The 26,413-nt window shown below is 33.1% G+C and carries 18 protein-coding genes and 6 pseudogenes; 14 read left to right on the plus strand and 10 right to left on the minus strand.

Features of this window, described 5'->3' with window-relative positions; all coding sequences use genetic code 11:
• Positions 1-10 precede the first annotated feature (10 nt).
• A pseudogene (gene pepT, locus AC01GB_RS02615) lies at positions 11-1,265 on the plus strand (peptidase T).
• Between the two features lie 71 nt (positions 1,266-1,336).
• On the opposite strand, the pseudogene AC01GB_RS02620 reads toward pepT, so the two are convergent.
• From AC01GB_RS02620 to rluE, 8 genes and pseudogenes are all read right to left on the minus strand, one after another.
• A pseudogene (locus AC01GB_RS02620) lies at positions 1,337-2,463 on the minus strand (ribosomal protein uL16 3-hydroxylase).
• A 59-nt stretch (positions 2,464-2,522) separates the two neighbouring features.
• Positions 2,523-3,995, minus strand: a complete 1,473-nt coding sequence (gene phoQ / locus AC01GB_RS02625) for a two-component system sensor histidine kinase PhoQ (RefSeq protein ID WP_474450316.1) — start codon at positions 3,993-3,995, stop codon at positions 2,523-2,525.
• A complete protein-coding gene (gene phoP / locus AC01GB_RS02630) occupies positions 3,982-4,671 on the minus strand; it encodes a two-component system response regulator PhoP (RefSeq protein ID WP_474450196.1) in 690 nt (229 codons plus the stop codon). Before phoP ends, phoQ begins: the two co-directional genes overlap by 14 nt.
• A gap of 175 nt (positions 4,672-4,846) precedes the next feature.
• The gene (purB, locus tag AC01GB_RS02635) at positions 4,847-6,217 is read right to left on the minus strand and encodes an adenylosuccinate lyase (RefSeq protein ID WP_474450197.1); all 1,371 of its coding nucleotides are present in this window, start codon (positions 6,215-6,217) and stop codon (positions 4,847-4,849) included.
• Positions 6,218-6,238: 21 nt separating this feature from the next.
• On the minus strand, positions 6,239-6,865 hold the full coding sequence (gene hflD, locus AC01GB_RS02640) for a high frequency lysogenization protein HflD (protein ID WP_474450199.1): 627 nt from the start codon (positions 6,863-6,865) through the stop codon (positions 6,239-6,241).
• Positions 6,862-7,971, minus strand: a complete 1,110-nt coding sequence (gene mnmA, locus AC01GB_RS02645; RefSeq protein WP_474450201.1) for a tRNA 2-thiouridine(34) synthase MnmA — start codon at positions 7,969-7,971, stop codon at positions 6,862-6,864. Before mnmA ends, hflD begins: the two co-directional genes overlap by 4 nt.
• A gap of 83 nt (positions 7,972-8,054) precedes the next feature.
• Positions 8,055-8,508, minus strand: a pseudogene (locus AC01GB_RS02650) (NUDIX domain-containing protein).
• The gene (gene rluE, locus AC01GB_RS02655) at positions 8,501-9,130 is read right to left on the minus strand and encodes a 23S rRNA pseudouridine(2457) synthase RluE (protein ID WP_474450203.1); all 630 of its coding nucleotides are present in this window, start codon (positions 9,128-9,130) and stop codon (positions 8,501-8,503) included. The pseudogene AC01GB_RS02650 and the gene rluE overlap by 8 nt, the downstream one beginning before the upstream one ends.
• Before the next feature lie 139 nt (positions 9,131-9,269).
• Between rluE and icd the strand changes: the two genes are divergently transcribed.
• The 3 genes from icd (at position 9,270) to AC01GB_RS02670 (ending at position 14,800) form a co-directional block, all read left to right on the plus strand.
• On the plus strand, positions 9,270-10,520 hold the full coding sequence (gene icd / locus AC01GB_RS02660) for an NADP-dependent isocitrate dehydrogenase (protein ID WP_474450204.1): 1,251 nt from the start codon (positions 9,270-9,272) through the stop codon (positions 10,518-10,520).
• A gap of 1,453 nt (positions 10,521-11,973) precedes the next feature.
• The gene (locus tag AC01GB_RS02665; protein WP_474450206.1) at positions 11,974-12,360 is read left to right on the plus strand and encodes a pyrimidine dimer DNA glycosylase/endonuclease V; all 387 of its coding nucleotides are present in this window, start codon (positions 11,974-11,976) and stop codon (positions 12,358-12,360) included.
• A 976-nt stretch (positions 12,361-13,336) separates the two neighbouring features.
• On the plus strand, positions 13,337-14,800 hold the full coding sequence (locus AC01GB_RS02670) for an alanine/glycine:cation symporter family protein (protein ID WP_474450209.1): 1,464 nt from the start codon (positions 13,337-13,339) through the stop codon (positions 14,798-14,800).
• 490 nt (positions 14,801-15,290) lie between these two features.
• Here the strand turns inward: AC01GB_RS02670 and AC01GB_RS02675 are convergent, their stop codons facing one another.
• Entirely contained in the window at positions 15,291-15,683 is a 393-nt protein-coding gene (locus AC01GB_RS02675; RefSeq protein ID WP_474450210.1) for a helix-turn-helix domain-containing protein, read from the minus strand.
• 346 nt (positions 15,684-16,029) lie between these two features.
• On the opposite strand from AC01GB_RS02675, the gene mgrB reads away from it, so the two are divergent.
• Positions 16,030-16,185 (plus strand): PhoP/PhoQ regulatory lipoprotein MgrB, encoded by a 156-nt coding sequence (gene mgrB, locus AC01GB_RS02680; protein WP_474450213.1) that lies wholly within the window; start codon positions 16,030-16,032, stop codon positions 16,183-16,185.
• A 142-nt stretch (positions 16,186-16,327) separates the two neighbouring features.
• Entirely contained in the window at positions 16,328-17,689 is a 1,362-nt protein-coding gene (locus AC01GB_RS02685) for an amino acid permease (protein ID WP_474450215.1), read from the plus strand.
• 60 nt (positions 17,690-17,749) lie between these two features.
• Here the strand turns inward: AC01GB_RS02685 and pagP are convergent.
• Positions 17,750-18,272 (minus strand): annotated as a pseudogene (gene pagP / locus AC01GB_RS02690) (lipid IV(A) palmitoyltransferase PagP).
• A gap of 854 nt (positions 18,273-19,126) precedes the next feature.
• On the opposite strand from pagP, the gene AC01GB_RS02695 reads away from it, so the two are divergent.
• From AC01GB_RS02695 to uvrC, 8 genes and pseudogenes are all read left to right on the plus strand, one after another.
• Positions 19,127-19,285, plus strand: a complete 159-nt coding sequence (locus tag AC01GB_RS02695) for a hypothetical protein (protein ID WP_474450217.1) — start codon at positions 19,127-19,129, stop codon at positions 19,283-19,285.
• Positions 19,286-19,788: 503 nt separating this feature from the next.
• Entirely contained in the window at positions 19,789-19,989 is a 201-nt protein-coding gene (locus AC01GB_RS02700; RefSeq protein WP_310509370.1) for a hypothetical protein, read from the plus strand.
• A 1,089-nt stretch (positions 19,990-21,078) separates the two neighbouring features.
• Positions 21,079-22,558 (plus strand): annotated as a pseudogene (gene dtpA / locus AC01GB_RS02705) (dipeptide/tripeptide permease DtpA).
• 304 nt (positions 22,559-22,862) lie between these two features.
• Entirely contained in the window at positions 22,863-23,261 is a 399-nt protein-coding gene (locus AC01GB_RS02710; protein ID WP_474450219.1) for a GFA family protein, read from the plus strand.
• 247 nt (positions 23,262-23,508) lie between these two features.
• Positions 23,509-23,748, plus strand: a pseudogene (locus AC01GB_RS02715) (phosphate-starvation-inducible protein PsiE); the annotation flags it as partial.
• A 191-nt stretch (positions 23,749-23,939) separates the two neighbouring features.
• Positions 23,940-24,368, plus strand: coding sequence for a response regulator (locus AC01GB_RS02720; protein ID WP_474450319.1), 429 nt, complete (start codon positions 23,940-23,942; stop codon positions 24,366-24,368).
• Positions 24,323-24,568 (plus strand): LuxR C-terminal-related transcriptional regulator, encoded by a 246-nt coding sequence (locus AC01GB_RS02725; RefSeq protein ID WP_474450221.1) that lies wholly within the window; start codon positions 24,323-24,325, stop codon positions 24,566-24,568. The genes AC01GB_RS02720 and AC01GB_RS02725 overlap by 46 nt, the downstream gene beginning before the upstream one ends.
• Positions 24,568-26,400 (plus strand): excinuclease ABC subunit UvrC, encoded by a 1,833-nt coding sequence (gene uvrC / locus AC01GB_RS02730; protein WP_474450224.1) that lies wholly within the window; start codon positions 24,568-24,570, stop codon positions 26,398-26,400. The genes AC01GB_RS02725 and uvrC overlap by 1 nt, the downstream gene beginning before the upstream one ends.
• Positions 26,401-26,413 lie beyond the last annotated feature (13 nt).

Below are 26,413 nucleotides of genomic sequence, written 5' to 3' on the forward strand. Positions count from 1 at the left end.
GGGAAGAGAAATGGATAGGCTTTTAGAGCGTTTTTGGGGAATATAGTGCGATTAATACTCAATCAAAGAGCTACACTAAATCTAAGCCCAGCAGTATAGACCAGGCAAAATTAGCAAAGTTATTATTGACCGAACTGACAGAGCTAGGAGTTTCTACTAGCGAGTTGCTAGAAAACGGCTGTTTAATGGCGAAGCTGCCTGCCAATATTGAACATTCGGTTCCTGCGATTTGCTTTATTTCCCATCTTGATACTTCACCCGATTTTGTTGGTAAAAATGTTAAGCCACAACTGATTGAAAATTATCGTGGCGGTGATATCGCATTGGGTATTGGCAATGCGATGTTATCGCCAGTAATGTTTCCCATTTTGCATGAAATGATAGGTAAAACGATAATTACTAGTGATGATAAAACGTTATTAGGGGCAGAAAATAAGGCAGTATTACTGAAATTATGACGGCGATAACTCATCTAATACAGCAAAATATTCCCCATGGTGACATTTATATTGTGTTTACACCTGATGCCAAAATAGGCCGCGGAGCAAATAACATCGATTTAAAAAAATTTAATGCTCAGTGGGCTTATAATTTGGTTGGTAGGGGGATTGATGGGCTTGAATATGAAAATTTTAATATCGCGAATGTGAGGATAAAAATTATCGGTAAAGGGATGCTAAAGGAGAGCTCCAAGGAGGGTATGGTAAATGCTTTAACATTGGCTACCCGCATTCATAATCAGATCCCAAGCCAAGAAATAGCAACGTATTCAATAATGGATCAAGGTTTTTATCATCTGAGTTGTATTAAAGGCACAGTAGAAAAGACTGAAATGAATTATATTATTTGTGATTTTGATGAACAAAACTTTGCCAAACGTAAGCGAGCTATGTTTTAAATTGCAGAAGAACAGGGAAAAGATCTGCATCTTGATTGTTACATTGAATTGTCGGTTGATGACATTTGTTACAACATGAATTAAAGTGGTTTGCAAGTATCCACATGTTATTGATATTGCCAAGCAAGCAATGATTGACTGCTATATAAAACCTAATGAGCAACTGAATCGAGATATTACCCATGGGGAATTGTTAGCTGATTATGGCATACCCTGTCCTAATATTTTTACTGGCGGATATAATTTTCATAGTAAATATGAATTTATCTGTTTAAAAGGTATGCAGCAGGCAGTTGATGCGATTGTTCGCATTGTGGAATTAACGGCGCAATATGTTAAATTTGATCGAGTTGCTACGAACCAATGATGATTAACCTGCAAAATAAAATTATCAACTAGTTAAGCCAACATGTTTTATTATATACAGGTTAAACAATTTTAATCGTTAAAATACCAATATCCATCATTAATTAGTTTAGTGACTAATTTCATGAAATCCTTGTAATTCAATGCGTTGCCTAGCATATCAGCGTGAATTTCCTATTTTTCACAAAGTATATTGATAGCTGTTATGTTTAATTTAGGCGATATTAATTGTTCACCATTAACAAAGTATTGATCCGCAACATTCAGGGTACGTAAGCCATTAAGTTTGTAAAGGGTATTTCCTTGACAAAGAAGCTGGATAACTTGCTCAACAGTATAGGATGGCTCGGGCGGCGCGATATCTAACTCATGACGAGATTGAGAAATAAATGTGCCAAACCAATGATTAAAAGTATGTGGTTGAGCAAGCAATTGTTGCATTATATGTTGTATTTCAGTTAATTCTGTTGGCAAGATCATAGCAGGATTGTCACGTGTCGCTATATCTGGATCGCTATAATGATCATTACCTAAGTCATTAGCTATAAGATAATCGGCAAAACTACTAAATAATTCACGGCTAGTCGGTGATCTAAAACCGACTGAGTAATTAAGTGAAGTCTCAATGGAGTAGCCTTCATGGGGGAAGCCTGGCGGGATATAAAGGATATCGCCAGGCTCAAGTTGTTCATCAATAATGGCGCAAAAGGCTCTACCTAGAGTAGATCTGGATGTGGACAATGCTGTTTTAGTTCAATTTTTTCACCTACTCGCCAATGACGGCGGCCAAGACCTTGAATAATAAAAACATCATATTGGTTAATATGGGGGCCAACGCCACCTGCTGGAACAGAATAAGAAACCATTAAATCATCAATTCGCCAATCAGATAAAACACGAAAGGGCGCTATTAAAGCAGTCGATGGATAATGCCAATGGTTAACGGCTTGTACTAGCAGTGACCATCCTGTTTTACCCAATTGATCATAGCTATCAAAAGGGCCATGAGTGACATTCCACCTTCCATCCTGATAGCTAACTAATCGACTATCCACTTCATCTTCCATTGCTAATCCACCTAAATCATTAGCTGAAATAGGATCAATAAAATTAGTAAATCCTTGTTTAATTAATAATGGCCTTTTTTGCCAATAATTTTTGATGAAATCTGGCCAATTGATGTTAAGTTGATAGTTAATTATTTTATTTTGCATATTTATTTTGTCAGATTAAAAATAAGAAAATGGTGTTAGTGCTATTAGCTATCTGTCATGGGCGATTGTTGTCTAAAAGTCACAATCACGCGTGCTCCACCTAATGGATTATGAGTAATAGCAATATTTCCGTCATATTGTTCAATAATTTCAGCTGCAATAGAGAGCCCTAAACCTTGTCCTGGCCGTAGAGTATCAACACGTTGACCGCGTAAAAAAATCAAATCTCGCTTATCTTCAGCAACACCAGGACCATCATCATCGACGATAATGGTTAATGAATTTTCAGTGCTACTAGCGCTAACTTCGACAAATTCAAGGCAATATTTACAAGCATTTTCAATAATATTACCCATAATCTCCATAAAATCTATCGGTTGACCTATCCAAGTGATTTCAGGCGAGACATCGAGGATCAAATTGACGCCTTTTTGTTGATATACTTTGGTTAAGGCGCTGCATAGATTATCTAATAAGGCAGAAACTGAAGAAATTTCTCGTATTGCGAAATGATCTTCACTATGTATGCTTGCACGATGCAAATAATAGCCTATTTGTTGTGAAATTCGGCCAATTTGTTCCAGCATGATAGGCTCGGCTTGTTCAATGGCCATTTGTTTGCTTGAGCGCAGAGAATGGAGGGTTGATTGTAATACCGCTAATGGGGTTTTTAGGCTGTGGCTTAAATTAGCAAGCGTAGTTCTATATTTGGTATAGCGTTTTTGTTCATTTACTAGTAAATTATTCAAGTTACGCACTAATCCGTTGAGCTCTAATGGCGGATTTTGATCCAGCGCTTCTCGTTCACCTTTTTCGATGCCACTTATTTGTGAACTTAATGATTCTATTGGGTATAAACTCCAGGAAGTTACTAGCCAAAGCATCGGAATAACCAGAATAAAATTGGCTAATATAACATAGCCAAACCATTCCCAAACTAATCCAGTTTTCTGTAGATCTAAAGGTAAAGTATCTATTATAACAATAGTAAGTTGCGGCAGATTTTTAGTTGCCTGATAGTGGTTGACAGAAACTGAGTGAGTTAAAGAGGAATATTTATCTTTAATATCAGTGACTTTTTGCGCAGGTTTACTGCCGTTAGGTGAGACTTTAATTAATTCACGAGTAGTATTTAAACCGGTATCTAATTCGTACAATCCATCCTTTTTTAACCACTCTTTTTCGATGGCGTTTTCAATCGCAGGAATATGGCGTTGTCGCCACAAAATTTCACCTTGTTGATTATAAATTAAAATAAAGGCTGGTGCATTTAAGGTAAAATCAGTTGGGACATGGATATCTAACTTATTATTACGCCATTGCGCCAGGCTATAAAATAGATTACTTTGACTACGTAGTAAGGTATAGGTTCTTTTATCAAAACTAACTAAATAGCCAACGATTGCAACGGCACCATATGAGAGTGTCAATGCTAATATTATCCCTGAAGTTGCGAGTAAAAAGCGTGTTCGCAACGAAAAGGGTTTTTTGCGTTTTAAAAAATTAAATAGCATCATCTGAATGTTCTGCGTCAAAGCGATAACCTTGCCCACGAACGGTCACAATGACATCATTAGGCCACGCTTGCATAATTTTTTTTCTTAATCGTCCCATTAAAACATCAATAGTATGACTTTCGCGTAATTCTGCATCCGGATAGAGCTGGCGCATTAATGACTCTTTACTCACTACTTTACTATTATTACGCATTAAGGTTTCTAAAATAGTATATTCAAATGCGGTGAGTTTGATATTTTTATCTTTAATAGTAAATTCTTTACGTGACATATCAATAATAAAATCACCTAGTTGAAGTATTTGCGAAGCAAGTCCGCTGTTACGGCGGATTAATGCTTGAACCCGTGCTAAAATCTCCTCCAGATGAAAAGGTTTTGTCACATAATCATCGGCACCACTATTTAAGGCAACCACTTTTTCTTGCCAGCGTTCACGAGCGGTTAATATTAGAATAGGCAATTTAATGTTGTCCTGCCGCCAACGCCTGATCATACTTAATCCATCTTCACCCGGTAATCCTAAGTCAACAATTGCAATATCGGGATTACCCTCTTGTAAAAAATAATCGGCTTCTTTAGCATCTGCTGCTGCATCAACTTGATGACCGGTCTCTTTTAACTGGACAGTTAGATGGTGACGTAAAAGCGCATTATCTTCTACAATTAATATCCGCATAACAACCTCAATTTCTGAATAAATCTACTAGAAAAAGTAGTAATAAATCCTATGTTAGAAGGATAGCTGGATGACGGCAAGATATTACTGAATGAAAAGAAAATAATTATGTGGTTTGATTGGCTAATTAAACTAAAAAGTAGGGTGAGCAATCAATATTGCTCACCTATTAATGTTATTTTAAATGGTCCACCAGATTGACTGAATAACCAATATAGTTGGTTGGTGTCATTGTTTTTAAACGATTTTTTTCTACTTGTGGTAAATCTAAGCTATCAATAAATGCTTTGATGTCGTCTGCTGTAGTGCGTTTGTCGCGGGTTAAAGCTTTTAGTTTTTCATAAGGCTTTTCAATTCCATAACGGCGCATAACAGTTTGAATAGCTTCAGCCAGAACTTCCCAAGTAGCATCCAATTCAGTTTGTAAATTCTGCTCATTGACTTCTAATTTACTCAAGCCTTTCAATGTCGCTTGATAGGCTACCAATGCATAACCAATACCGACCCCTAAATTACGTAATACCGTTGAATCAGTGAGATCACGTTGCCAACGTGAAATCGGTAACTTGTTCGCCAGGTGATTTAATAAGGCATTGGCTAGTCCAAGATTACCTTCAGAATTTTCAAAATCAATCGGGTTAACTTTATGAGGCATGGTTGATGAACCAATTTCACCAGCGACAGTTTTTTGTCTGAAATGATTAAGGGCAATATAACCCCAGATATCCCGATCAAAATCGATCAAAATGGTATTAAAACGAGCAATACAATTAAAGAGTTCAGCAATATAGTCGTGGGGTTCAATTTGGGTTGTTAACGGATTCCATTTGATACCTAACGAAGTAACAAACTGTTCGCTAAACAGATGCCAGTTTATATCAGGATAAGCGGATAAATGGGCATTATAATTACCCACCGCACCATTAATTTTGCCTAAAATTTCGATTTGCTCAAGTTGCTGATATTGCCGCTCCATACGATAAGCCACATTAGCAAACTCTTTACCTATCGTCGTCGGCGTCGCGGGTTGACCATGGGTTCTTGATAGTAGCGGCAATGCGCGATAAAGACGCGCCATCTCTTTTAGGCTATTAATGATTTTTCGCCATTGAGGGAGAACCACTTGGTCACGGGCGATTTTTAGCATTAAGGCATGGGAAAGATTATTAATATCTTCAGAGGTACAGGCAAAATGAATAAATTCAGCCACTTTTTCAAGTTCAGGCATGGCTGCCATTTTTTCTTTCAGAAAATATTCAACCGCTTTTACATCATGGTTAGTTGTTTGTTCAATTTGTTTGATCTGAATTGCGTCATTTTCATTGAAGTTAGCGACAATTTGTTCAAGATAAGCCGTTATTTCGGCACTAAATGCGGGTACTTCTTTAATGTCAGCACATGCTGCTAATTTTTGTAGCCAGCGTACCTCTACTTGTATACGATATTTCAGTAAACCAAATTCACTGAAAATTGGACGTAATAGACTGACTTTATCACTGTAGCGGCCATCAATTGGCGATACAGCAGTCAGTGAAGATAATTCCATTGGTAGTGACTCCCCAAATTATTAACAATGAGCAAGAATTTCTTTTGCTTGAGTGATCAAGCGTTGTCGCGAAAACATTAATTGTAGGCGGCTTCCACCGACTTGTTGCCAGAGAACGGCGCTACGAATGCCAGTAAAAAGTAATACGCGTACTTTAGCTTGTATCGAGCTATTTTGCAGCATGTCAGGAGAACCTATTACCTGAATACGTGGGCCAATAGGGCTAATAACATCTACATAAATCCCTGCCAGCGCATTAAAAATGCCGCTGGACATAGGTTCAAAATAATTTTTTTGCTGTTGAAGTAATTCAATACGTCGTTTAAGTTCATCACTAGCCGATAGATTTTTTCTTAGTCGGCGTTCTAAGCCAATGAGACTTAATAAGTAGCGGGTTAAATCGGAGGAAAGCGTATTACTTGAAGAGGTAAATATAGCAAGTAAAGTATTTAAACCAACACGAAGATTTGCCTCGCTATTGCCATAAACCGCTAATGTGGATGTTGGATTAATATTTAGGGTGCTATTAATCATCACTTTTGCCGTATTATCGTCAATTTTACCTTCATGAGCCAATTGTTGAACCAGGCGGCATGCTTGGCAAATACCGGCAAATGCAAGAGTAATATCATAAAAATTTTTGCTCACATTGACTCCTGAATACGTGTTTCAATAACGCCACCGCCTAAACAAACTTCACCTTGATAAAAAACTGCTGATTGGCCGGGTGTAACGGCTGCAATAGGGTAGTCAAATTGCACGGCGATTTTATTGTCACTAAGTGGCTTCATTGTGCAGGGGATATTTGATTGTCGATAACGCGTTTTAACTGTACATTGATTGGTTTGGTATAACGCTGGTGGATTAATCCAATGGATTTGTTGGACGATAAGTCCTGTGGACATCAAACGTGGGTGAGCATGGCCTTGGGCAACAATTAGCTGATTATTTTTAATATCTTTATCGACAACATACCACGGATAGTCGTTTGCTTCTTTTACACCACCAATACCTAATCCTTTACGTTGGCCTAAAGTATGATACATTAAACCTGTATGTTTACCTAAAATTTTGCCATCAACTGTTATAATTGCACCTGGTTTAGCCGGCAGATAGCGAGCGAGGAAGTCGCGAAACTTACGTTCACCAATAAAACAAATTCCTGTTGAGTCTTTCTTTTTGGCGGTAATTAAACCAACGTCCTCAGCGATACGGCGAACGGCTGATTTTTCCAGTTCACCGATTGGAAAAAGACTTTGTGCTAGTTGAGCTTGATCCAACGCATAAAGAAAATAGCTCTGATCTTTGTTGTTATCCAAACCACGCAATAATTGATGGCGACCATCAACGGTTTTGCGTCGAGCATAGTGGCCGGTGGCAATATAGTCTGCTGCCAGATCTTGCGCCGCAAATTCTAGAAATGCTTTAAATTTAATTTCTTTATTACATAGAATATCAGGATTTGGTGTGCGGCCAGCTTTATACTCAGCAAGAAAATCGGCAAAAACATTGTCCCAATATTCGGCGGAAAAATTAACGGTATGCAGTTCTATATCGAGTTTATCGCATACCGATTGCGCGTCGGCAAGATCGGTAGCCGCTGAGCAATACTCATCATTATCGTCTTCTTCCCAGTTTTTCATGAATAAACCGGCAACCTGATAACCTTGTTGTTTCAATAGGTAAGCGGATACGGATGAGTCAACGCCACCGGACATACCAACGATGACTTTTTTTAACTGGCTATCTGACATGAATAAATCTCATTGCGGGTAAACATAAATATTTTAACATGCAGTGGCAAGTTGCACCATAGTAGCATAAGGATTAATCTCTATTAGCCGGTATGAAATTGATAAGGGTCGATTAATGTTAATGGGAAAAATTCTCGACTGATAAAGCAGCGGATGCTTTCTGCTACTAAAGGCGATCGGAGGCATGGACTGGATACTATTTCATCAGCAGTAAGCCATAAACATTGGTGGATATCATTATCTTGTGGGGAGGTTTTGGGCATCTGATCCGATCCAGTTCAATCAAAAAAGAGACCGCAGGAAAGCACAGCCATCAGGGGCTATCCATTGATGAATTTTTATTAATTGCTGGGGAAATGCATTAATACCGGTTTCCTCATATAGCTCGCGGCTCGCGGCGGCAAAAATAGTTTCGTTAGCTTCTAAATGTCCAGCTGGTTGATTCCAGACTGATTTATTATTAATAATTTCTTCTACAATTAAAAACTTACCTTTAACGTGAACGACGTTAGCAACCGTAACGTGTGGTTTAAACAAGATCGACCTCATTCCACTCACCAGGCTGTAAGCTACCTAATTGAAAATTAGCCATACTATAGCGAATCAATCGTAAGGTTGGAAATCCTATGTTGGCGGTCATACGACGTATTTGTCGATTGCGGCCTTCTGATAAGGTAAGTTTTAGCCAACAGGTTGGAATATTTTTTCTTATGCGTATAGGAGGATGACGTGGCCAAAGCCAGTCGGGTTCAGCCACAAGTTCAGCTTTTGCCGGCTTGGTCATACCATCTTTTAATAGTAAACCGTGACAAAATTTTTGTAATGCGGTTGATTCCGGTATACCTTCAACTTGCACATAGTAAATTTTTTTCATTTTATCGTTTGGTTGGGTCAATTTGGCTTGTAATTTGCCATCATTAGTGAGTATTAACAGACCCTCACTATCGCGATCTAAACGTCCTGCAGCGTAGACATTGGTGATAGGAATATAATTTTTTAATGTCTGGCGACCAATTTGGTCAGTAAATTGTGACAATACATCGAACGGTTTATTAAAGAGTAATATTTTGCGTGAACTAATCGTATGTTTGACAAAATTTGCGCTATTTTTGTTATGATATTGTTTTGATTTAGTCTTTTTATGCTGCAGATTTATCATAGCAATGATTAATAAAAAATGAGATCCCTATTATACCTTAAATTAGCAAACATACGCGTAGAAAAATTATTCAAGTATCAGGCAATATTCTTACCATAAGTTAACAGGTATTGCGCTAAGATAATAAAAGGAGAGATTGATGGAAAGCAAAGTAGTTGTTCCTCAACAAGGTGAAAAAATTACACTTGCAGCAGGTAAGCTTAATGTCCCTAATAATCCAATAATTCCTTATATTGAAGGGGATGGTATTGGTGCTGATATTACTCCAGTGATGTTAAAAGTGGTTGATGCAGCAGTAAAAAAAACCTACCACGGTGATAAAAAGATTTCTTGGATGGAGATTTATACTGGTGAAAAATCAACTCAAATTTATGGTAAGGATGTATGGTTACCCGCTGAAACACTCGATTTGATCCAACAATATCATGTGTCTATTAAAGGGCCATTAACGACACCTGTTGGTGGCGGGATACGTTCCTTAAATGTTGCTTTACGACAGCAACTCGATCTCTATATTTGTTTACGACCAGTGCGCTATTATCAAGGAACTCCTAGCCCAGTAAAACAGCCAGAATTGGCTGATATGGTGATTTTTCGCGAAAATTCTGAAGATATTTATGCAGGTATTGAATGGAAAGCAGGCAGCTCTGAGGCAGATAAAGTAATTAAATTTCTGCAAGATGAGATGGGAGTAAATAAAATTCGTTTTCCAACCAATTGTGGTATCGGTATAAAGCCCTGTTCAGAAGAAGGAACTAAGCGGCTAGTACGAGCCGCAATTGAGTATGCTATCCAAAATAATCGTAAATCGGTCACTTTAGTGCATAAAGGCAATATAATGAAATTCACTGAAGGTGCCTTTAAAGATTGGGGATACCAGTTAGCACAACAAGAATTTGGTGGTGAATTACTTGATGGTGGCCCATGGATGAAAATTAAACATCCAGAGACAGGTAAAGATATAATTATCAAAGACGTGATTGCTGATGCGTTTTTGCAGCAAATTTTGTTGCGTCCAGCTGAATATGACGTTATTGCTTGTATGAACCTCAATGGCGATTATATTTCTGACGCATTAGCGGCCCAAGTTGGCGGCATCGGTATCGCCCCAGGCGCCAATATAGGCGATAGTTGTGCACTATTTGAAGCAACCCATGGAACAGCACCGAAATACGCAGGTCAAGATAAAGTCAATCCAGGCTCGATTATCCTTTCCGCTGAAATGATGTTACACCATATGGGTTGGACAGAAGCCGCTGACTTAATCATTAAAGGCATGCAAGGGGCGATTGCCGCCAAAACCGTCACCTATGATTTTGAGCGTTTAATGCCAGGTGCTAAACTATTGAAATGCAGTGAGTTTGGTGATGCAGTGATCAATCATATGTAATTTTATGCTTTGCTGAATTAATCACGGGAGCTTAACGGTTCCCGTTTAATGTGTGAGCTATTGTTTTGTTCCCTAAAACTGAACAATTAAACGGCAATGATTTGCCATTCTTTTCCACGATATTCTTGCTTATTCCTTCGGTAAAAAAATAATAGCTAATCTACCATTATCAGATTTTTGCAATGGCGCGCAAAAAAATGATTGATTTTTCTTGAGCAGCACACACTCTTATTGTTGAATTTTTAATCATTAGCTATTAACAATTTTTCCAAGATGCCAAATTTTAATTTTGAATTAATATTACTTATGTAATTTAAATTTTGTCGATAAATAGGAAGAATGTTCAATGACATCTAATTCAGACAATAAACATAATGTTAGCAATGTGACCTTGTTAGGTAGAGGAATAACAAACGACATAATTTGAACCAGTTTGAAGAACTGGGTTTACAAGATGCTCATTGTTGTTAGGCACTGGGTTTCTTTGTGAGGTAACGTCAGCTATAGTAGCGGTAGAATTAAGTCCGATTAGTATTGTGATAATAGTAGATGTTTTAATAATGATTTCATAGCTTATATACTCGAGAATGTAAATCATTATCAAGTATAGTTTATTTTTAACAATTAATTAGCATTTGGCTGATTTTAGAAATTTAATCTGCATCTCACCATTAAAATAGAGTGATTATTTTTTTACTAATATGGTTAATAATAATTAACAAAATGAGACTGGCAATAAATGAAAAAATTAATGGTCAAGTCAATCATTTAATATAATATTATGTGTATTACCTTCAACATCATGTGTTAAGAAATGGCGTTTGCCATCTTCAACTCCCACGACAATTTTCTCGCAAGCATATATGGCAGTAGGACTGGTCATCGCATGGCAAATATTAACTAGATTAAATTTTAAAACGGATATAATAGTCAAAATTTTAAATAAATATTTCATGGTTATTTTTAGTAGATATAAAACCGAAATTTTAAATTAACCAAATGATATTAAAATATATTTTATGAAATAATGACCAATTTATTTATTGAGTTGTCTTGTTAGAATTTTATATCATTTTTTACTATATATGATTGTCAAAATACTTAAAGTTTATCTAATTTAAATCGCATAGTGAGTATTCTGTAATGCTAAATATGATAATGTCTTTGGCAGATAAAAAAACATGGCTAATTTTGAAGTAGCTAACGTGTACAAGGTTGATGTTTAAGCTGTAAAACTGTTTACGATAGCTGGAGTTGATTTATTGCAGCAAATAATATCGCCACAATTAAGCTTAATGATAAATCCTCCCATGACAAAAAATACACCTACTGGCTCAGGTAATTTATTGGTTATGCATAGTAAAAATATAAGATAAGATAATTTTTAATATAAATTTAGTAAATAGAGATATAATAAGATTTTTAACATAAAAATTTTGATTATTAGCTAATTATGACGAGAATAAATGTAATCCCGCCTAGTGAATTATGCGATCAGCACTTGTTAGCTGAACATAGAGAATTAACTCGTATACCAAATTATATTGTTAAAAAAGAAGGCAATGTTACATTGTCTACGTTAACTTTATATACCTTAGGAAAGGGACATGTCATTTTTTTTAGGGATAAATTGCTATTTTTGCATTTGCGATATACATCACTACATCAGGAATGTCTTAAGCGGGGATTTTCTGTTATCAATAAATGGCCTGAAGAGGTGAAAAATTATTCTCATTTATGGAAAAATTATCAAATCACTGAGCTAGATATTATGATTAATAAGGTTCGGATAGATGAAAGAATGCCATTAAAACCACGATTCACGCCTTATAAAAAATGATATTATTAACAAAAAATTGAATTAGGCTTGATATTAAATTTTTTCGTTTTAACAAAGAATTTGGTGGTACAAAATTTCAGAGTCACCCTCTTTATGTGATTAATTAGATACTTTTAGTGATAAATACTGTTTATTCCTGTTATCGAAGTAATGTCAGGTTGTGTGTGGGGGGTAACTAAATTAAATTTCGCTAGAAATAATAGTTACAATAGATAAAACTAGTTCATAAAAGATTACCAAAAGGTTTATATCTTTTCCTGATATTCTATGAATTTATTACTAATACTAAAATAATAAATATTTAACGGTTTTTCTATGAAAAAATAAATTAATAATTTAATAAAGTAATTATAATAAATTTAAATATATGATTAATGGTTTTATACAGCTAAATATAAAAATACATTTAAAAAATAAAAGTATAAAAATAAACTTGAAGCAGAAGTTGCGGAAAGTGAAATTTATATTAGAGTTAAGTATTATATTTATTTTAGCTAACATATCAAGTTATATTAGTAATTATAATTAGTTAATTATTCTATATGATTTTTCTTGAGCTGAAACTTAGGGTAAATGATTTCTACAGTTATAAAGTTAATATTAAATATAACTACTAATAATCAAAATATAAAGATAATTTGATTATTAGTAGTTATTATCGTTAAGATTTACTGGATACTGACATAATTGATCATGTGCATTAAAATTCAGCGAATTGACAATATCTTTTTATCTCTTTGCTATATTGCAGTTTGTAGCTAATCATAATTCTCACTTTTAAAATAAAAAGGTTACCTAAACAGGATGTTTATGTTACATTTTAAGGAGTTTTGCTGCTTAGTAATGTTATTATTTTTTAGTAAAAGAGTGAAATTTATACAAATAAAAGGGTTGTTTTTAAAAAAGGTTTAGTATTATTTATTAGTGTATTTGATTTATTGGACAGTTTTTATTAATACAGATAAGGGGAAATGTTTTGACGGAACTGATAGACAATTTTAATAATATTCTCTGGAGTGGTGTATTAATCTATTTATTGCTTGGAGTAGGTATCTATTTTACGTTAGGCACTGGTCTTATTCAATTCCGCCATTTTGGACATATGTTTACTATACTGAAGAATAGTAATAAATCAGATAGTTCAGGTATATCTTCTTTTCAAGCTTTATGTATAAGTCTAGCAGCCAGAGTTGGAACTGGAAATCTAACGGGTGTTGCTATTGCATTAACTGCTGGAGGACCAGGTGCTATTTTTTGGATGTGGCTTGTTGCTTTAATTGGTATGGCAACCTCTTTTGCTGAGAGCATCTTGGCACAATTATATAAGACAAAAGATGATCAAGGGAATTATCGTGGTGGCCCCGCCTACTATATGGAAAAGGGCCTTAAAATGCGTTGGATGGGGGTACTTTTTTCTATCTTTCTTATTATCGCTTTTGGCCTAGTATTCAATTCTGTTCAAGCTAATTCAATTGCACAGGCAACAGCAGTAGCTTTTGGTTTTAACCCTCTTTACGTAGGAATTGTGCTTGCAATAATTTGTGGCATTATTATTTTTGGTGGTCTACGTTCAATTGCTCGAGTGGCAGAATTCATTGTTCCTATAATGGCAATCGCTTATTTGATATTAGCATTTTGGGTAATGAGCAATAATATTGAACGTTTACCAGATGTTTTTTTACTAATTATTAAACATGCTTTTGGTTTACAGGAAGCAGTTGGCGGCGTAGTTGGTTATGGGGTTGCGCAAGCGATGACACAAGGGATACAGCGGGGCCTATTTTCAAATGAGGCAGGTATGGGCTCAGCGCCGAATGCTGCAGCTGCTGCTTCACCTTATCCACCTCATCCGGCATCGCAAGGATATGTACAGATGCTAGGTGTTTTTATGGACACTTTAGTGATCTGTAGCGCAACAGCAATTATTATTATTATCTCTTCTGGTGCATTAGATAGCGCTGATGCCACTATTAGTGGAATTGAATTAACACAGCGTGCTCTTTCTTCAGCTGTTGGCGATTGGGGTGCAATTTTCATTGCAATAGCTATTTTTTTCTTTGCTTTTACTTCAATTATTGCAAATTATGCATATGCAGAAAGTAATATGGTATTTTTAGAAAATAACCATACTGCTGGATTGTATATTCTTAGACTTGCTACTTTGGGAATGGTTATTTTTGGCTCAATGGCAGAAATGCCCTTAGTTTGGAAATTAGCTGATCTCTCGATGGGCTTGATGGCGTTAACAAATCTAATTGCAATATTGATGCTCTCAGGTATCGCGTTTAAACTTACTAAAGATTACAATCAACAACGCAAAGCTGGCAAATTACCCACATTTGATATAGATGCTTATCCTGAGATTAAAAAACAGGCAGAAGATGGTATTTGGGAAAAGGACAATTTAAAGCAATGGAATGAACGAGAAATTAACAGTTAGTTAATATAATAAAAACCTTCGTATAAGAAGGTTTTTATCGTTATATCCATCTAAACCTGTATTTACTTTTTTTATTAATAAATCTATTTGAGTGAAAATTAAAATGGAATGCATCTAATGCAGTAGTTTGATATAATAAAATAGTATATTTTTTATAAATCATTATCTGTCAAATGCTGGTTTATTCCGCATTGTATTATAGTTAATTTTATAATATTAGTGTCGATTTATTATTGTCCAAGGATTGGTATATTTTTTATATTTATAGTTTATTACATATTTATTATTATAAATAGTATGGTAATTATTTTTACTTAAGACAGAGCGCATATTGAGCATTAATAAAAGATGCTAAATTAAATTAAAATAAATTAGCTGTAGATTTATGTCATTTTACCTTAGAATCTAAAATTACCCTCCTTTTTAATGGATTATTGATTACAGTTTTGGTTAGTTATCACTAGTTTGATTAACATATTATTTCCACTGGTTAACTATTTGATGACTTTTGGTAAATTAAATGTAGTGGTTCTTTTATTTCTAATTTAATATTAGGGTTTTGCCGAAAATCGTAAGGTGTGATACCAAATTCTTTACGAAACATATGGGTGAAATGAGATTGCGAGCCAAAGCCAAAATCCAACGCAATATCAAAAATGGCTTTGGAACTATTTCTCAGAAGATTAACAGCCTTGGCAAGTCGACGTTGCCGAATGTATTTACCAAGTGAAATTTCGGTGATCTCTTTAAAAATTTTTTGCATATGCCAAAGAGAATAACCTGAGTAGGCGGCAAGCTCTTCCAGGTAGATTATTCTTCCTATGTGTTCTTCAATCCATTTACTTAATTCGTAAACAAGTGCTAAGTGGGTATCTTGTAGCATTGTGATATCATACTAGTTATTGGTTAAAGAAGTATACACAACTTTTTTTAGGGATGACAAAGTCCTAAAGCTTAATGTTTAAATAATTTATATGAAAATTTATGTTAATCTTTAAAAAAGATTAGTTGATCTCTTTATAAGTGGGTGTTTAAGCCATTTTTTATCTATAATAATTTTTTTTAACTTTTACAGCTAACTGACAAACAGCATTTACCATAAATTAATAAAAAGATTTTATTGATTTCAGCAATGACGCTATGGTTACTTTAGTAAGTAACTTGATTTTTATACAGTGACATATTAATTGTTTTTTATCATGTGGTATTAAAAATATGAAAAGGGTTAGATGTTGAAAATAAAAAAAATAGTAATTGCGACGCTGATCGTTTTACTCTGCTTATTTTTATATTTAGTCGCATTAGACAGTTTTTGTGACCAGGATCAAAATGGTGGGAATTTCACCATCGGCATCTGTAAAATAACTGGTTATTTGCCATTTTAACTAAAATTAATAGGGTTTTAATCTTATTTAATATAGACTTAAAGAAAAATTAATGTTTTAATTAACAGTTTTGACATGCGCTTTAGTTAAGGCTTGCATCGATAAAAATATTAGGAAATTAGAATAAAATGAAGGTTTAATTATGGCGGAAGAAGTTGGGCAAACGCTTAAGCGCGGGTTAAAAAACAGACATATTCAATTGATTGCACTTGGTGGGGCTGTTGGAACAGGCCTTTTTTTAGGAATTGCACAAACCATAAACATGGCAGGACCATCTGTTTTATTAGGTTATGCACTTGGTGGATTTATTGCTTTCCTGATTATGCGTCAATTAGGAGAGATGATTGTCGAAGAACCTGTTGCTGGTTCTTTTAGTCACTTTGCTTATAAATATTGGGGTTCTTTTGCTGGTTTTTTATCTGGCTGGAACTATTGGGTATTGTTTATCTTGGTTGGTATGGCTGAGCTGACTGCAGCAGGTATTTATGTGCAATATTGGTGGAATATCCCAACCTGGATTTCAGCTGCAATCTTTTTTATCGCTATCAATCTTATCAATTTGACCAATGTACGTTTATATGGTGAAACAGAATTTTGGTTTGCAATAATCAAGGTGTTCGCAATTATTGCGATGATTATTTTTGGCTGCTATCTGTTAATCAGTGGAAAAGGTGGCCCACAAGCATCGGTATCAAATCTTTGGCAATATGGAGGATTCTTTCCTAATGGGATTGCTGGATTGGTAATAGCGATGGCAGTTATTATGTTTTCTTTTGGTGGATTAGAGCTCGTTGGCATAACAGCGGCGGAAGCGGAAAATCCAACACAAAGTATTCCTAAAGCGACTAATCAAGTTGTTTATCGTATTTTAATTTTTTATATTGGTTCTTTATTTGTATTGCTCTCACTGTATCCTTGGATAAATGTAGTTAGTGGTGAAAGCCCGTTTGTGCTTATTTTTCATGAAATAGGCGATAAATTTGTTTCTAATTCTTTGAATATTGTCGTTTTAATTGCAGCATTATCAGTTTATAACAGTGGAGTATATAGTAATAGTCGTATGCTTTATGGTTTAGCAAAACAAGGTAACGCCCCACATTTTTTGAATATCGTGACTAAGCGTGGTGTGCCTATTGTCTCAATTGCTATTTCAGCTTTAGCAACATCAGGTGGTATTTTAATTAATTATTTATTAGATGGTAAAGCGCTAGAGTTACTAATGTCATTGGTTGTGACAACCTTAGTAATTAATTGGATTATGATTTGTATATCTAATTTAAAATTTAGAGCGGTAAAAATAAAAGAAGGTATTGAACCTAAATTCAAAGCATTATGGTATCCATTTGGTAATTATCTCTGTTTAATTTTTTTGTTTTTTATTTTGGTTATCATTTTAATGACTGATGGAATTCGTATTTCAGTTATTCTTATGCCATTTTGGGTTCTGTTTTTATGGATAGGTTTTTTACTCACAAAATTTAGAAAAAAAAATAGAGCAAATTGATAAAATAGTAACTAATTACCTAGTTTAAATCAGGAGGGTATAAGTATAAAACTTAAAAATTTATTGCCATTGCCAGCGTATCCAAGCAAAAAATACATACCGTTATTATATGTTCCAGGAACATATGTTGCTTGGATTGAGGATTGTTTATATTCAATAGAAGCAATCGGAAGTGGTAATGGGATCGGTATATACCTATTTCATTTCTGGCCGTAACGCTTAGTGTAAAGCCTGCCCCTATACGAAATTCATCAAGTTCACTTGGCCGCTAAATTTTTTGAAATCCATATCCGCCTATGGGTTGTGCTTTATTATGGGAATCAGCAAAAGCCATAGCATAGATAGAATGCCAATTTCTATTTTGATCAAAGCGGTATTTTCCAATACCTAATCCCCAAGGGGTTTCATTATATCCAGAAATTTTTTTATTATCATAAGTTAATCGATTATGCCAAATTAAAAAAGGTAGATAAATTTCGTACTGATTAGAATTCCAAGTTTTATTAATATTATAAGTGAATCTTTCGCTAAGAGAGAAAGGTTTATTACTTTTTTTATCAATGGGGTTAGAATATTTAGATATTTGCTATTGTATAAGCTGTAAATATGCAGCTGGAAACTAATATACTAACTTTGATAATATTAATAAATAGTTTTTGATTCATTCTAAAGTCCAAAATACAGTTATTGTGTGACAATATCCATATTCCTCTAATATGGTTAAAAATGTAGAATTGATTAGATATAATTAAATTTTTTATTTTAGTATTATAACTAATAATAAAGTAAAAATGAAAATAGTAAAGTAATTTACTCAATATTAAAAATAGAATTAATTATTTACCGATTGATATAGGAAGTTTATAAATATAATTTTATATAAAGCTATTTTAGGATGAATAATGTATCAGTTATTAAAAATATTGAATTAGTAATTGATATAGTTAAGAGGGTCTATATATTTTTTATTTTAATTTTTTATTTTCTTGATAGAAGATAGAAAAAAAGAGTTTTAGCTGTTAAATTTTTTAAACTGACTAATAGCACTAAAATATAAAATAGTTTATTATTGTTAGCAAAATGCAAAGTTTAATATAAATACTAGTCATGTTAAATAAAACAATTTAATCTTCATTCATTATTTAATACTCATTGATTTGAATTCATAATTTTCTATTTTTTCATCATGTTGTTTTTTTAGGACATGTTAAAAAAAGGAAATGTAAAGTTATAATTGGTAGAAAATAAGATAAAAAATTGTTATTATACAAAAAGTAAAGTAAAGTAAAGTAAAGTAAAGTAAAGTAAAGTTAATTTAATATCGAGTATTTACTATAACGTATATGATTAAAATGCACTTAAGTAAAAAATAACTAATATTTGTTAGTTAACTATAAAAATAGCACTAACGTTAAAAATAAATTGGAGTTTTATTTTATGAAAAAAATTTTATGGGTTTTAATTATGATGCAAGTTTTATTCTCCTCAGGGTGTTTTGATGAGAAATCTAAGATTGAAGCATACAAAAATAATTTTGTTAAGCATTGCATAAATTCTGCAAGTGGTACTGAAGATAAAAATAAATACTATTACTGATGTGTGTAATTGTGCCTTTGATAAAATAGTTAAAAAAATATGGTATGAATAAGTTTATACAATTAGGTAAACAATTAAAGGATAATGGTTATAGTCTCCAGAAGTTGAGCAAGATATGGTAAGTATTGTTAAGTTTTGCTTGTCAGAGTTAAAGGAAAGCACACATTAATTTTATATCTTGGCGCTGTTAATATCATTTTTATTAATCAGCGCTTTTATAAAAATTAAGTTAAATATAAAAATTAATGACATTAAATTTATTCTAGCTATTTTTAAAATCCCATATTATTTCCCATTGTTAATTTAAAATTATTGCAAATATGAATTAGAAAAATTTTTTCTGCTAGATTTAGATAAATATTTCATATTATATAGATTATTTTTGTTTTGTTAATATTAATTTAAAAAAATTACATCTATTTTTTGAAATAAAATTTTTAAAATTGAAATTTATAGCTTATGCTTATAATTAATAAATTAACTAAAGTGGATAATCATTGATAATGAAGCATAATCAAAATCTAGAATATACATTAGAGTCAATGGCTTATGATCTTGCTATTCAAATAGTTTCTAAAACATCTCATTCGTGGAATTCTAATGACTTATTGGCAGAATTGGCTGGAATATTGCCAATGTGTATAGAAATAATTAAATTTCAGCAAGAAAGCGTAAAGCAGAAAAGTGATAAAATTTTGCAATAACAATAAATTTATTTTTTCATAAAAATGGTATGATTATTTTTAAAATATAAATAAATTTAACGCTCTCTTCTTTGTAATAAAAATTTTTAACGCTAATAATTAATTCATATTTTTCGTGCTGGCATTACCTTATTTTATTATTAATGAATAGAATTTTTGTTACTAAAGTTTAAACTAATAATTTAACTTTAGATGGTATTTTTTTATCTAATTTATCACTTATTTGAAATTCTATTTTTTATAAAATATCCAATCATTAAAATTAACTCTAGTATTTTGATTGATTCATAACTCTTCTATACTTAGTCAGTAACACCTTTTTATAATTAATTTTCATATAATATTAAAAAATTACATAATGGGATTTTGGCCTAGAATTGAGTGGTTGGGTAAAATAAGGTTTAACAATTAAGTTTTGTTTTGAGAATAAGATATCCAATTTATACTGATTTATTTTTTTGAATCCGATATTTTCCATTCATTTTTATATTATCAAATGTTTATTATAAATTTTTAGTAATTGCATTATTGGCTTATAACTTGCTGGAAATAATTATGTTGATTTTTTTTGGTATTACATTCTAATTGATCAATGTGTTGTTTTAGATTAAATAACATTTTTAAAAAATATGAAGTTATTATTACATAATATAGATTTTTAACATTAAATTTTAATTTAAAATGGAAACTAAAATATCAGTTGATAGTCATATATCTTCTAAATTTTGCCTGTTGTTATACTTTACTACTAATTAATTCTTTATTTTTTTATGCATAAATGGCGTATATTGCTATATATGCTTCATTTAAAAAGTTAGATGTTGAAAACAGAATATGGAATGTATCTAAAAATCTTAACTTATTGAATATATTTGCTTATATTGGTTCTTTTCCAGCGTTGTTATAAGCATGAAAACAATGTGTTATAAATGATGGTGATCGCATGATTATGTCGTAATTGACAAACTAACCGTGATCATTAGTTGGGATTATTTAGTTTTTATTTGATATTTTAACTTATAACTATAAAGTAAACGGCAATGTTGCATGCATGTGCATATAAACGTATTAGCTGTATAGAGGTAACTTGTGTCCACAATGAATAATACCAAGAATATCAGTTTGAATGCTTTCAAACAACCACGTTCTTTTTATCTCATTTTTTCAATTGAACTATGGGAAAGATTTGGCTTCAGTGGTTTGCAGGGGATTTTGACAATCTATTTAACTCAAATGTTAGGAATGTCTGAAGCTCAATCTTTTATATTATTTTCTGCTTTTACTGCACTGGTCTATGGTTTTGTTGCAATTGGTGGATGGTTAGGTGATAAGGTATTAGGTACAAAAAGGGTTATTATACTAGGTGCTATCGTACTTATTTTTGGTTATGCTTTTATTGCTTATTCTAGTCACGATGTTTTATTAGTGTATCTTGGATTAGCAACCATTGCTGTTGGTAATGGTTTATTTAAGGCAAATCCTTTTTCGTTACTTTCCACTTGTTATGATAAAAATGATCAGCGTCTCGATGGTGCATTTACAATGTACTACATGGCTGTCAATATCGGTTCATTCTTTTCCATGTTGGCGCCCCCCTGGCTGGCAAAGCACTATGGCTGGGATATTGCATTTTCATTGAGTGTAATTGGCCTGATTATTACTTTAGTTAATTTTTTAGTATGCAGAAATTGGGTTAAAGACTATGGCTCTAAACCTGATTTTCGATCAATCGAATTGTCTAAATATTTATTTACTATTGTCGGTATAGTAGCACTTATTATACTGTCTAATTGGTTATTGCATAATATGGCTGTGGCAAGAGCCGCCCTGGCAATCATTTCATGTTTTATTGTAATTATTTTTTGTTAAGGAAACTATTGCATTAAAGGGTACCGCTCGCAGAAAAATGATTGTGGCTTTTATTTTAATGATAGAGGTAGTTGTATTTTTTGCACTATATAGTCAGATGCCAACATCATTAAATTTCTTTGCTATACACAATGTAGAACATAATATTTTGGGTATTAGTATTGAGCCCGCCAAATACCAAGCTTTGAACCCACTTTGGATCATGCTTGCTAGTCCGATACTTGCATCGATATATAATAAAATGGGTGATAATTTGCCTATGCCTTATAAATTTGCGATCGGAATGGTACTTTGTTCGAGTGCATTTCTTATATTACCATTAGGCGCAAAGTTTGCGAATGATGCAGGTATTGTTTCTGTTAAATGGTTAGTACTCTCTTATGGATTGCAAAGTATTGGTGAGTTGATGATTTCTGGCTTGGGACTAGCAATGGTTGCGCAGCTAGTACCTCAACGCTTGATGGGATTTATTATGGGTTCATGGTTTTTAACCAGCTCAGCTGCTGCTTTTATTGCTTTTATTGCTTTTATTGCTTTTATTGCTTTTATGGCGGCAACTCCTCAAGGTGAATCATTAAGTCCTTTCGTATCATTGGGCATATATAGTGATGCTTTCATGAAAATAGGCATAGTAACAGCGGTTATTGCATTAATTATGTTACTTACGGCGCCATTACTGAATCGTATGACTCAAGTATAAATTAGATATCTTATATATAAGAAGCTATTGAAGATATTTTCAATAGCTTTTTTATTATTATAATTTCAAATAATTGAGTGCTTTTACCTTTACGTATCAATTTAAACAGAAATTTTTGGAAAGTCAGCAGTGATTTGATTAAGCAATTTTTTGTTAAAAAATTATCGTTTTTGAGATAGCCAAATAGCATAATAACGAGCCGGCTCACATATATATTACTCAAACCTTTTGGTTAAAAAATAGTTATTGATTTTAAAAAATTGCTATGTTTTTATTTGTTTTTTAATAATAAAAGGGCATGTTTATGCAGTATGAGGATCAATCTTTATATCAGTCAGTTATATTAAAAACAGAACAACCTTGTTATGAAATCTCTGTCTGTAATTGTATGATATGTCAAAAATGGAATGGTTATCTATTAATGACCTTTATTGTTGAAAATGGTTTGTCCATCGAAGGTAAGTACTATGTTAGTTATTGCCGCTATTCTATATGGCTAATGCGAATATTTTTCCATAAATGTGGTACGCATCTTTTTTCTAAGATGTTTAAACCTGAAAGTTATTATGCCAATGCTGTTTTATTTGAAAAGAGTAAAATGGGTTTTCTAGTTACTCAATTTTATGTTGGTTGTAATCCTTTGCATTATAACCTTATTGAAAAAACAGCATTGTTTACAGAGCAACATATCCTTAATACTTAAAAATAAATTAAACCAGTTTTTGTTAGATTTATAATTCTATAATCATCAGTATCTTGGTAAAATTTTAGTTGATGGTATTGAGGAGATTCAATGAAAATAACTGAATATAATATCAATATATCAAGTTTTTTACAGCTCACTTTGTATTTTAGCTCGCTAAATCTTAGCAATATTACTGGTATTTTTTTAGCTAGTAAAGTTTATCCGTTAGCATTATTATTTAGCACAATCATCTTACTGTCTACTTGCAGCTATCTTTAGTTATTTTCTTTATTTTGTATTTATTTCGTTATACATTAAATATTTCCAATCAGATTATCATTTTTCTTTACATTATTTTATTTATATTGGCACTATATTTGTTGTCAGTTTGATTATTATTGTTCATAAATCTGTTGTCGATACTATTATTTATGATGGAGTGCTGTTGTTATTGTTTTTGGCTTTATGTTTTACAAATACTGAAAAAATAAAGTGCGAACAATAGTATAAATTGATATTTAAAATTATTTTATATTGATAATAAATAGTATCTTGAATAATTAATATTATTTTTATTTTATTAACTTTCTATTTTTAGTTATAAAATATAGTGATTGTCTAGCATAAATAAATTTATATATTAATGATAATGACATTTTCATTACTTATAAGAAGAGGGAGATTTCTTTGATCAGTGTGTTATTAGTGGAAGATAATGAGTTTATTAGATTGGGAATGCAGTCTATTTTTGATAAAACAAAAGGTATAAAAATAGCTGGGCATGTTGTATCTTTGAATCAAGCCATACAATGGTGCCGAAAACATAGGGCGGAAATTATTTTATTAAATGGGAGAACAAGCGACTATGAATTAATTAAAAAATTACAAAGTTTAATTAGGATGATCCCTGATATAGGCATAATTATGTATTCTACTGAAAAGAAAAATATCTATTTAATGAAGGCGCTAGAAGCTGGAGCACGAGGTTTACTGAGTGTGAAGGCGAAAGAAAGCGATTTACTGCATGCCATTCGTGTCGTCAAATTAAAGCAAAAATATCTGTCGCCGAATATTGCACAATGGCTGGTATTGCATCAATTAGATACAGAAATGAGCAATCCTTAAACCTTTTATCTGATCGTGAATTACAAATTATGCTTATGGTGACGCATGGTATACCGGTTGGCGAAATAGCAAAACAGCTCAACTTAAGCACAAAAACAATAAATAGCTATAGATATAGAATGTTTAGTAAACTAAAAGTGCGTAGTGATGTAGAATTAACTCATAAATGGATTGATTCAAACAGAGAGTTTTTATTATAGTGTCTGAACTATTTGAACCGAAAGTATTTTTGCAAACAGTAACCAATCAACCAGGTGTATATCGTATGTACGATACATCTGGGGTAGTTATTTATGTCGGCAAAGCGAAGGATTTAAAAAAACGGTTAGCGAGTTATTTTAGAGGACAAGTAACGAGCCGTAAAGCCGAACAACTTGTTAAAAATATTGCTCAGATTGATATTACTGTAACACATACAGAAACCGAGGCTTTATTACTTGAACATAACTATATTAAACTTTATCAGCCTCGTTATAATGTTCTGCTAAGGGATGATAGATCCTATCCTTATATTTTTTTAAGTGCGGATAAACATCCACGTTTGGTTATGCATCGTGGTGCTATGCAGGCAAAGGGTGACTATTTTGGCCCATTTCCAAGTGTTCATGCTGTCAGAGAAACGCTGGCTTTATTACAAAAGTTATTTCCATTGCGTCAGTGTGAAGACAGTGTCTATCGCAACCGATCCAGACCATGCCTCCAATATCAAATTAATCGCTGTCTTGGGCCCTGTGTTGAGGGGCTGGTTGCTGATGAAGAATATCATCAACAAGTAGAATATGTTCGTTTATTCTTATCGGGTAAGGATCAGCAAGTTCTTCATCAATTAATCCAAAATATGGAGCAGGCCAGTCAAGCTCTTAAATTTGAAAGTGCAGCGCGTTATCGCGATCAAATACAAGCCGTTAGAGCGGTTACAGAGCAACAATTTGTCATTGGTAATACGCAAGATCTAGATGTAATTAGCGTTGCTTATGACTTAGGTATTGCTTGTGTTCAGCTGCTCTTTATTCGCCAAGGGAAAGTACTTGGTAGCCGTAGTTATTATCCAAAGATCCCTGCAAACACGCAATTAAGTGAAGTTGTGCAAACATTTTTAGGTCAATTTTATTTACAGGGTAGTAAAATTCGCTCTTTACCGGCAGAAATATTATTGGATTTTTTATTACCGGAAAAAGCGCTATTTGCTAATTTATTGACTAAAATAGCGGGACGTAAAATTAACATTCAAGAGAAACCGCGAGGCATAAAAGCTAAATATTTAAAACTGGCTCGTACTAATGCAGCGACAGCATTGACAACAAAAGTTACACAACAATCAACTATTCACCAAAGAATAGAGGTATTAGCTGATTTGCTAGGACTAGAAAATATTTATCGCATGGAATGTTTTGACATTAGTCATACATCGGGGCAGCAAACTGTAGCATCATGTGTTGTTTTTGATAGTAATGGGCCCTTACGTTCTGAATATCGTCGTTATAATATAATTGATATTACGCCTGGTGATGACTATGCTGCTATGTATCAGGTTTTAACGAGACGTTATGGTAAACATGTAGATGAAAATAAAGTACCGGATGTTATTTTTATTGATGGTGGCAAGGGACAACTGGCTCAAGCAATCGGTGTATTCCAGGCATTAAATGTTGATTGGGACATTACGCGACCTAAATTGATAGGGGTAGCTAAAGGACATGATCGCAAAGCCGGCTTAGAAACATTGTTTTTTAAACCTGATGGAGAAGGTCTTTCATTACCGCCTGATTCACCAGCGCTACACTTAATACAAAATATTCGTGATGAATCACATAATCACGCGATTACAGGACATCGTCAGCGTAGGGCGAAAGTTAGAAAGACCAGCACTTTAGAGTCTATTGAAGGGGTAGGTCCTAAACGTCGGCAGATGCTACTTAAATATATGGGGGGCTTACAAGCTTTACGTAATGTGAGTCTTGATGAAATCGCAAAAGTGCCAACGATTTCATATGCACTAGCAGAAAAAATTTATAATGCGTTAAAGCAATAAGCGTGGTGGAATT

This window comes from Candidatus Arsenophonus phytopathogenicus (genome assembly GCF_056113345.1).

What these genes read in the sequence shown, in the direction of transcription:
- mgrB (WP_474450213.1), top strand. Translation starts at nt 16,030, where the DNA reads ATGTTGAAAATAAAAAAAATAGTAATTGCGACGCTGATCGTTTTACTC.
- AC01GB_RS02685 (WP_474450215.1), top strand. Translation starts at nt 16,328, where the DNA reads ATGGCGGAAGAAGTTGGGCAAACGCTTAAGCGCGGGTTAAAAAACAGA.
- AC01GB_RS02675 (WP_474450210.1), bottom strand. Translation starts at nt 15,683, where the DNA reads ATGCTACAAGATACCCACTTAGCACTTGTTTACGAATTAAGTAAATGG.
- purB (WP_474450197.1), bottom strand. Translation starts at nt 6,217, where the DNA reads ATGGAATTATCTTCACTGACTGCTGTATCGCCAATTGATGGCCGCTAC.
- AC01GB_RS02695 (WP_474450217.1), top strand. Translation starts at nt 19,127, where the DNA reads ATGAAAAAAATTTTATGGGTTTTAATTATGATGCAAGTTTTATTCTCC.
- AC01GB_RS02725 (WP_474450221.1), top strand. Translation starts at nt 24,323, where the DNA reads ATGGCTGGTATTGCATCAATTAGATACAGAAATGAGCAATCCTTAAAC.
- rluE (WP_474450203.1), bottom strand. Translation starts at nt 9,130, where the DNA reads ATGATAAATCTGCAGCATAAAAAGACTAAATCAAAACAATATCATAAC.
- mnmA (WP_474450201.1), bottom strand. Translation starts at nt 7,971, where the DNA reads ATGTCAGATAGCCAGTTAAAAAAAGTCATCGTTGGTATGTCCGGTGGC.
- AC01GB_RS02710 (WP_474450219.1), top strand. Translation starts at nt 22,863, where the DNA reads ATGCAGTATGAGGATCAATCTTTATATCAGTCAGTTATATTAAAAACA.
- phoQ (WP_474450316.1), bottom strand. Translation starts at nt 3,995, where the DNA reads ATGATGCTATTTAATTTTTTAAAACGCAAAAAACCCTTTTCGTTGCGA.
- phoP (WP_474450196.1), bottom strand. Translation starts at nt 4,671, where the DNA reads ATGCGGATATTAATTGTAGAAGATAATGCGCTTTTACGTCACCATCTA.
- AC01GB_RS02665 (WP_474450206.1), top strand. Translation starts at nt 11,974, where the DNA reads ATGACGAGAATAAATGTAATCCCGCCTAGTGAATTATGCGATCAGCAC.
- icd (WP_474450204.1), top strand. Translation starts at nt 9,270, where the DNA reads ATGGAAAGCAAAGTAGTTGTTCCTCAACAAGGTGAAAAAATTACACTT.
- AC01GB_RS02700 (WP_310509370.1), top strand. Translation starts at nt 19,789, where the DNA reads ATGAAGCATAATCAAAATCTAGAATATACATTAGAGTCAATGGCTTAT.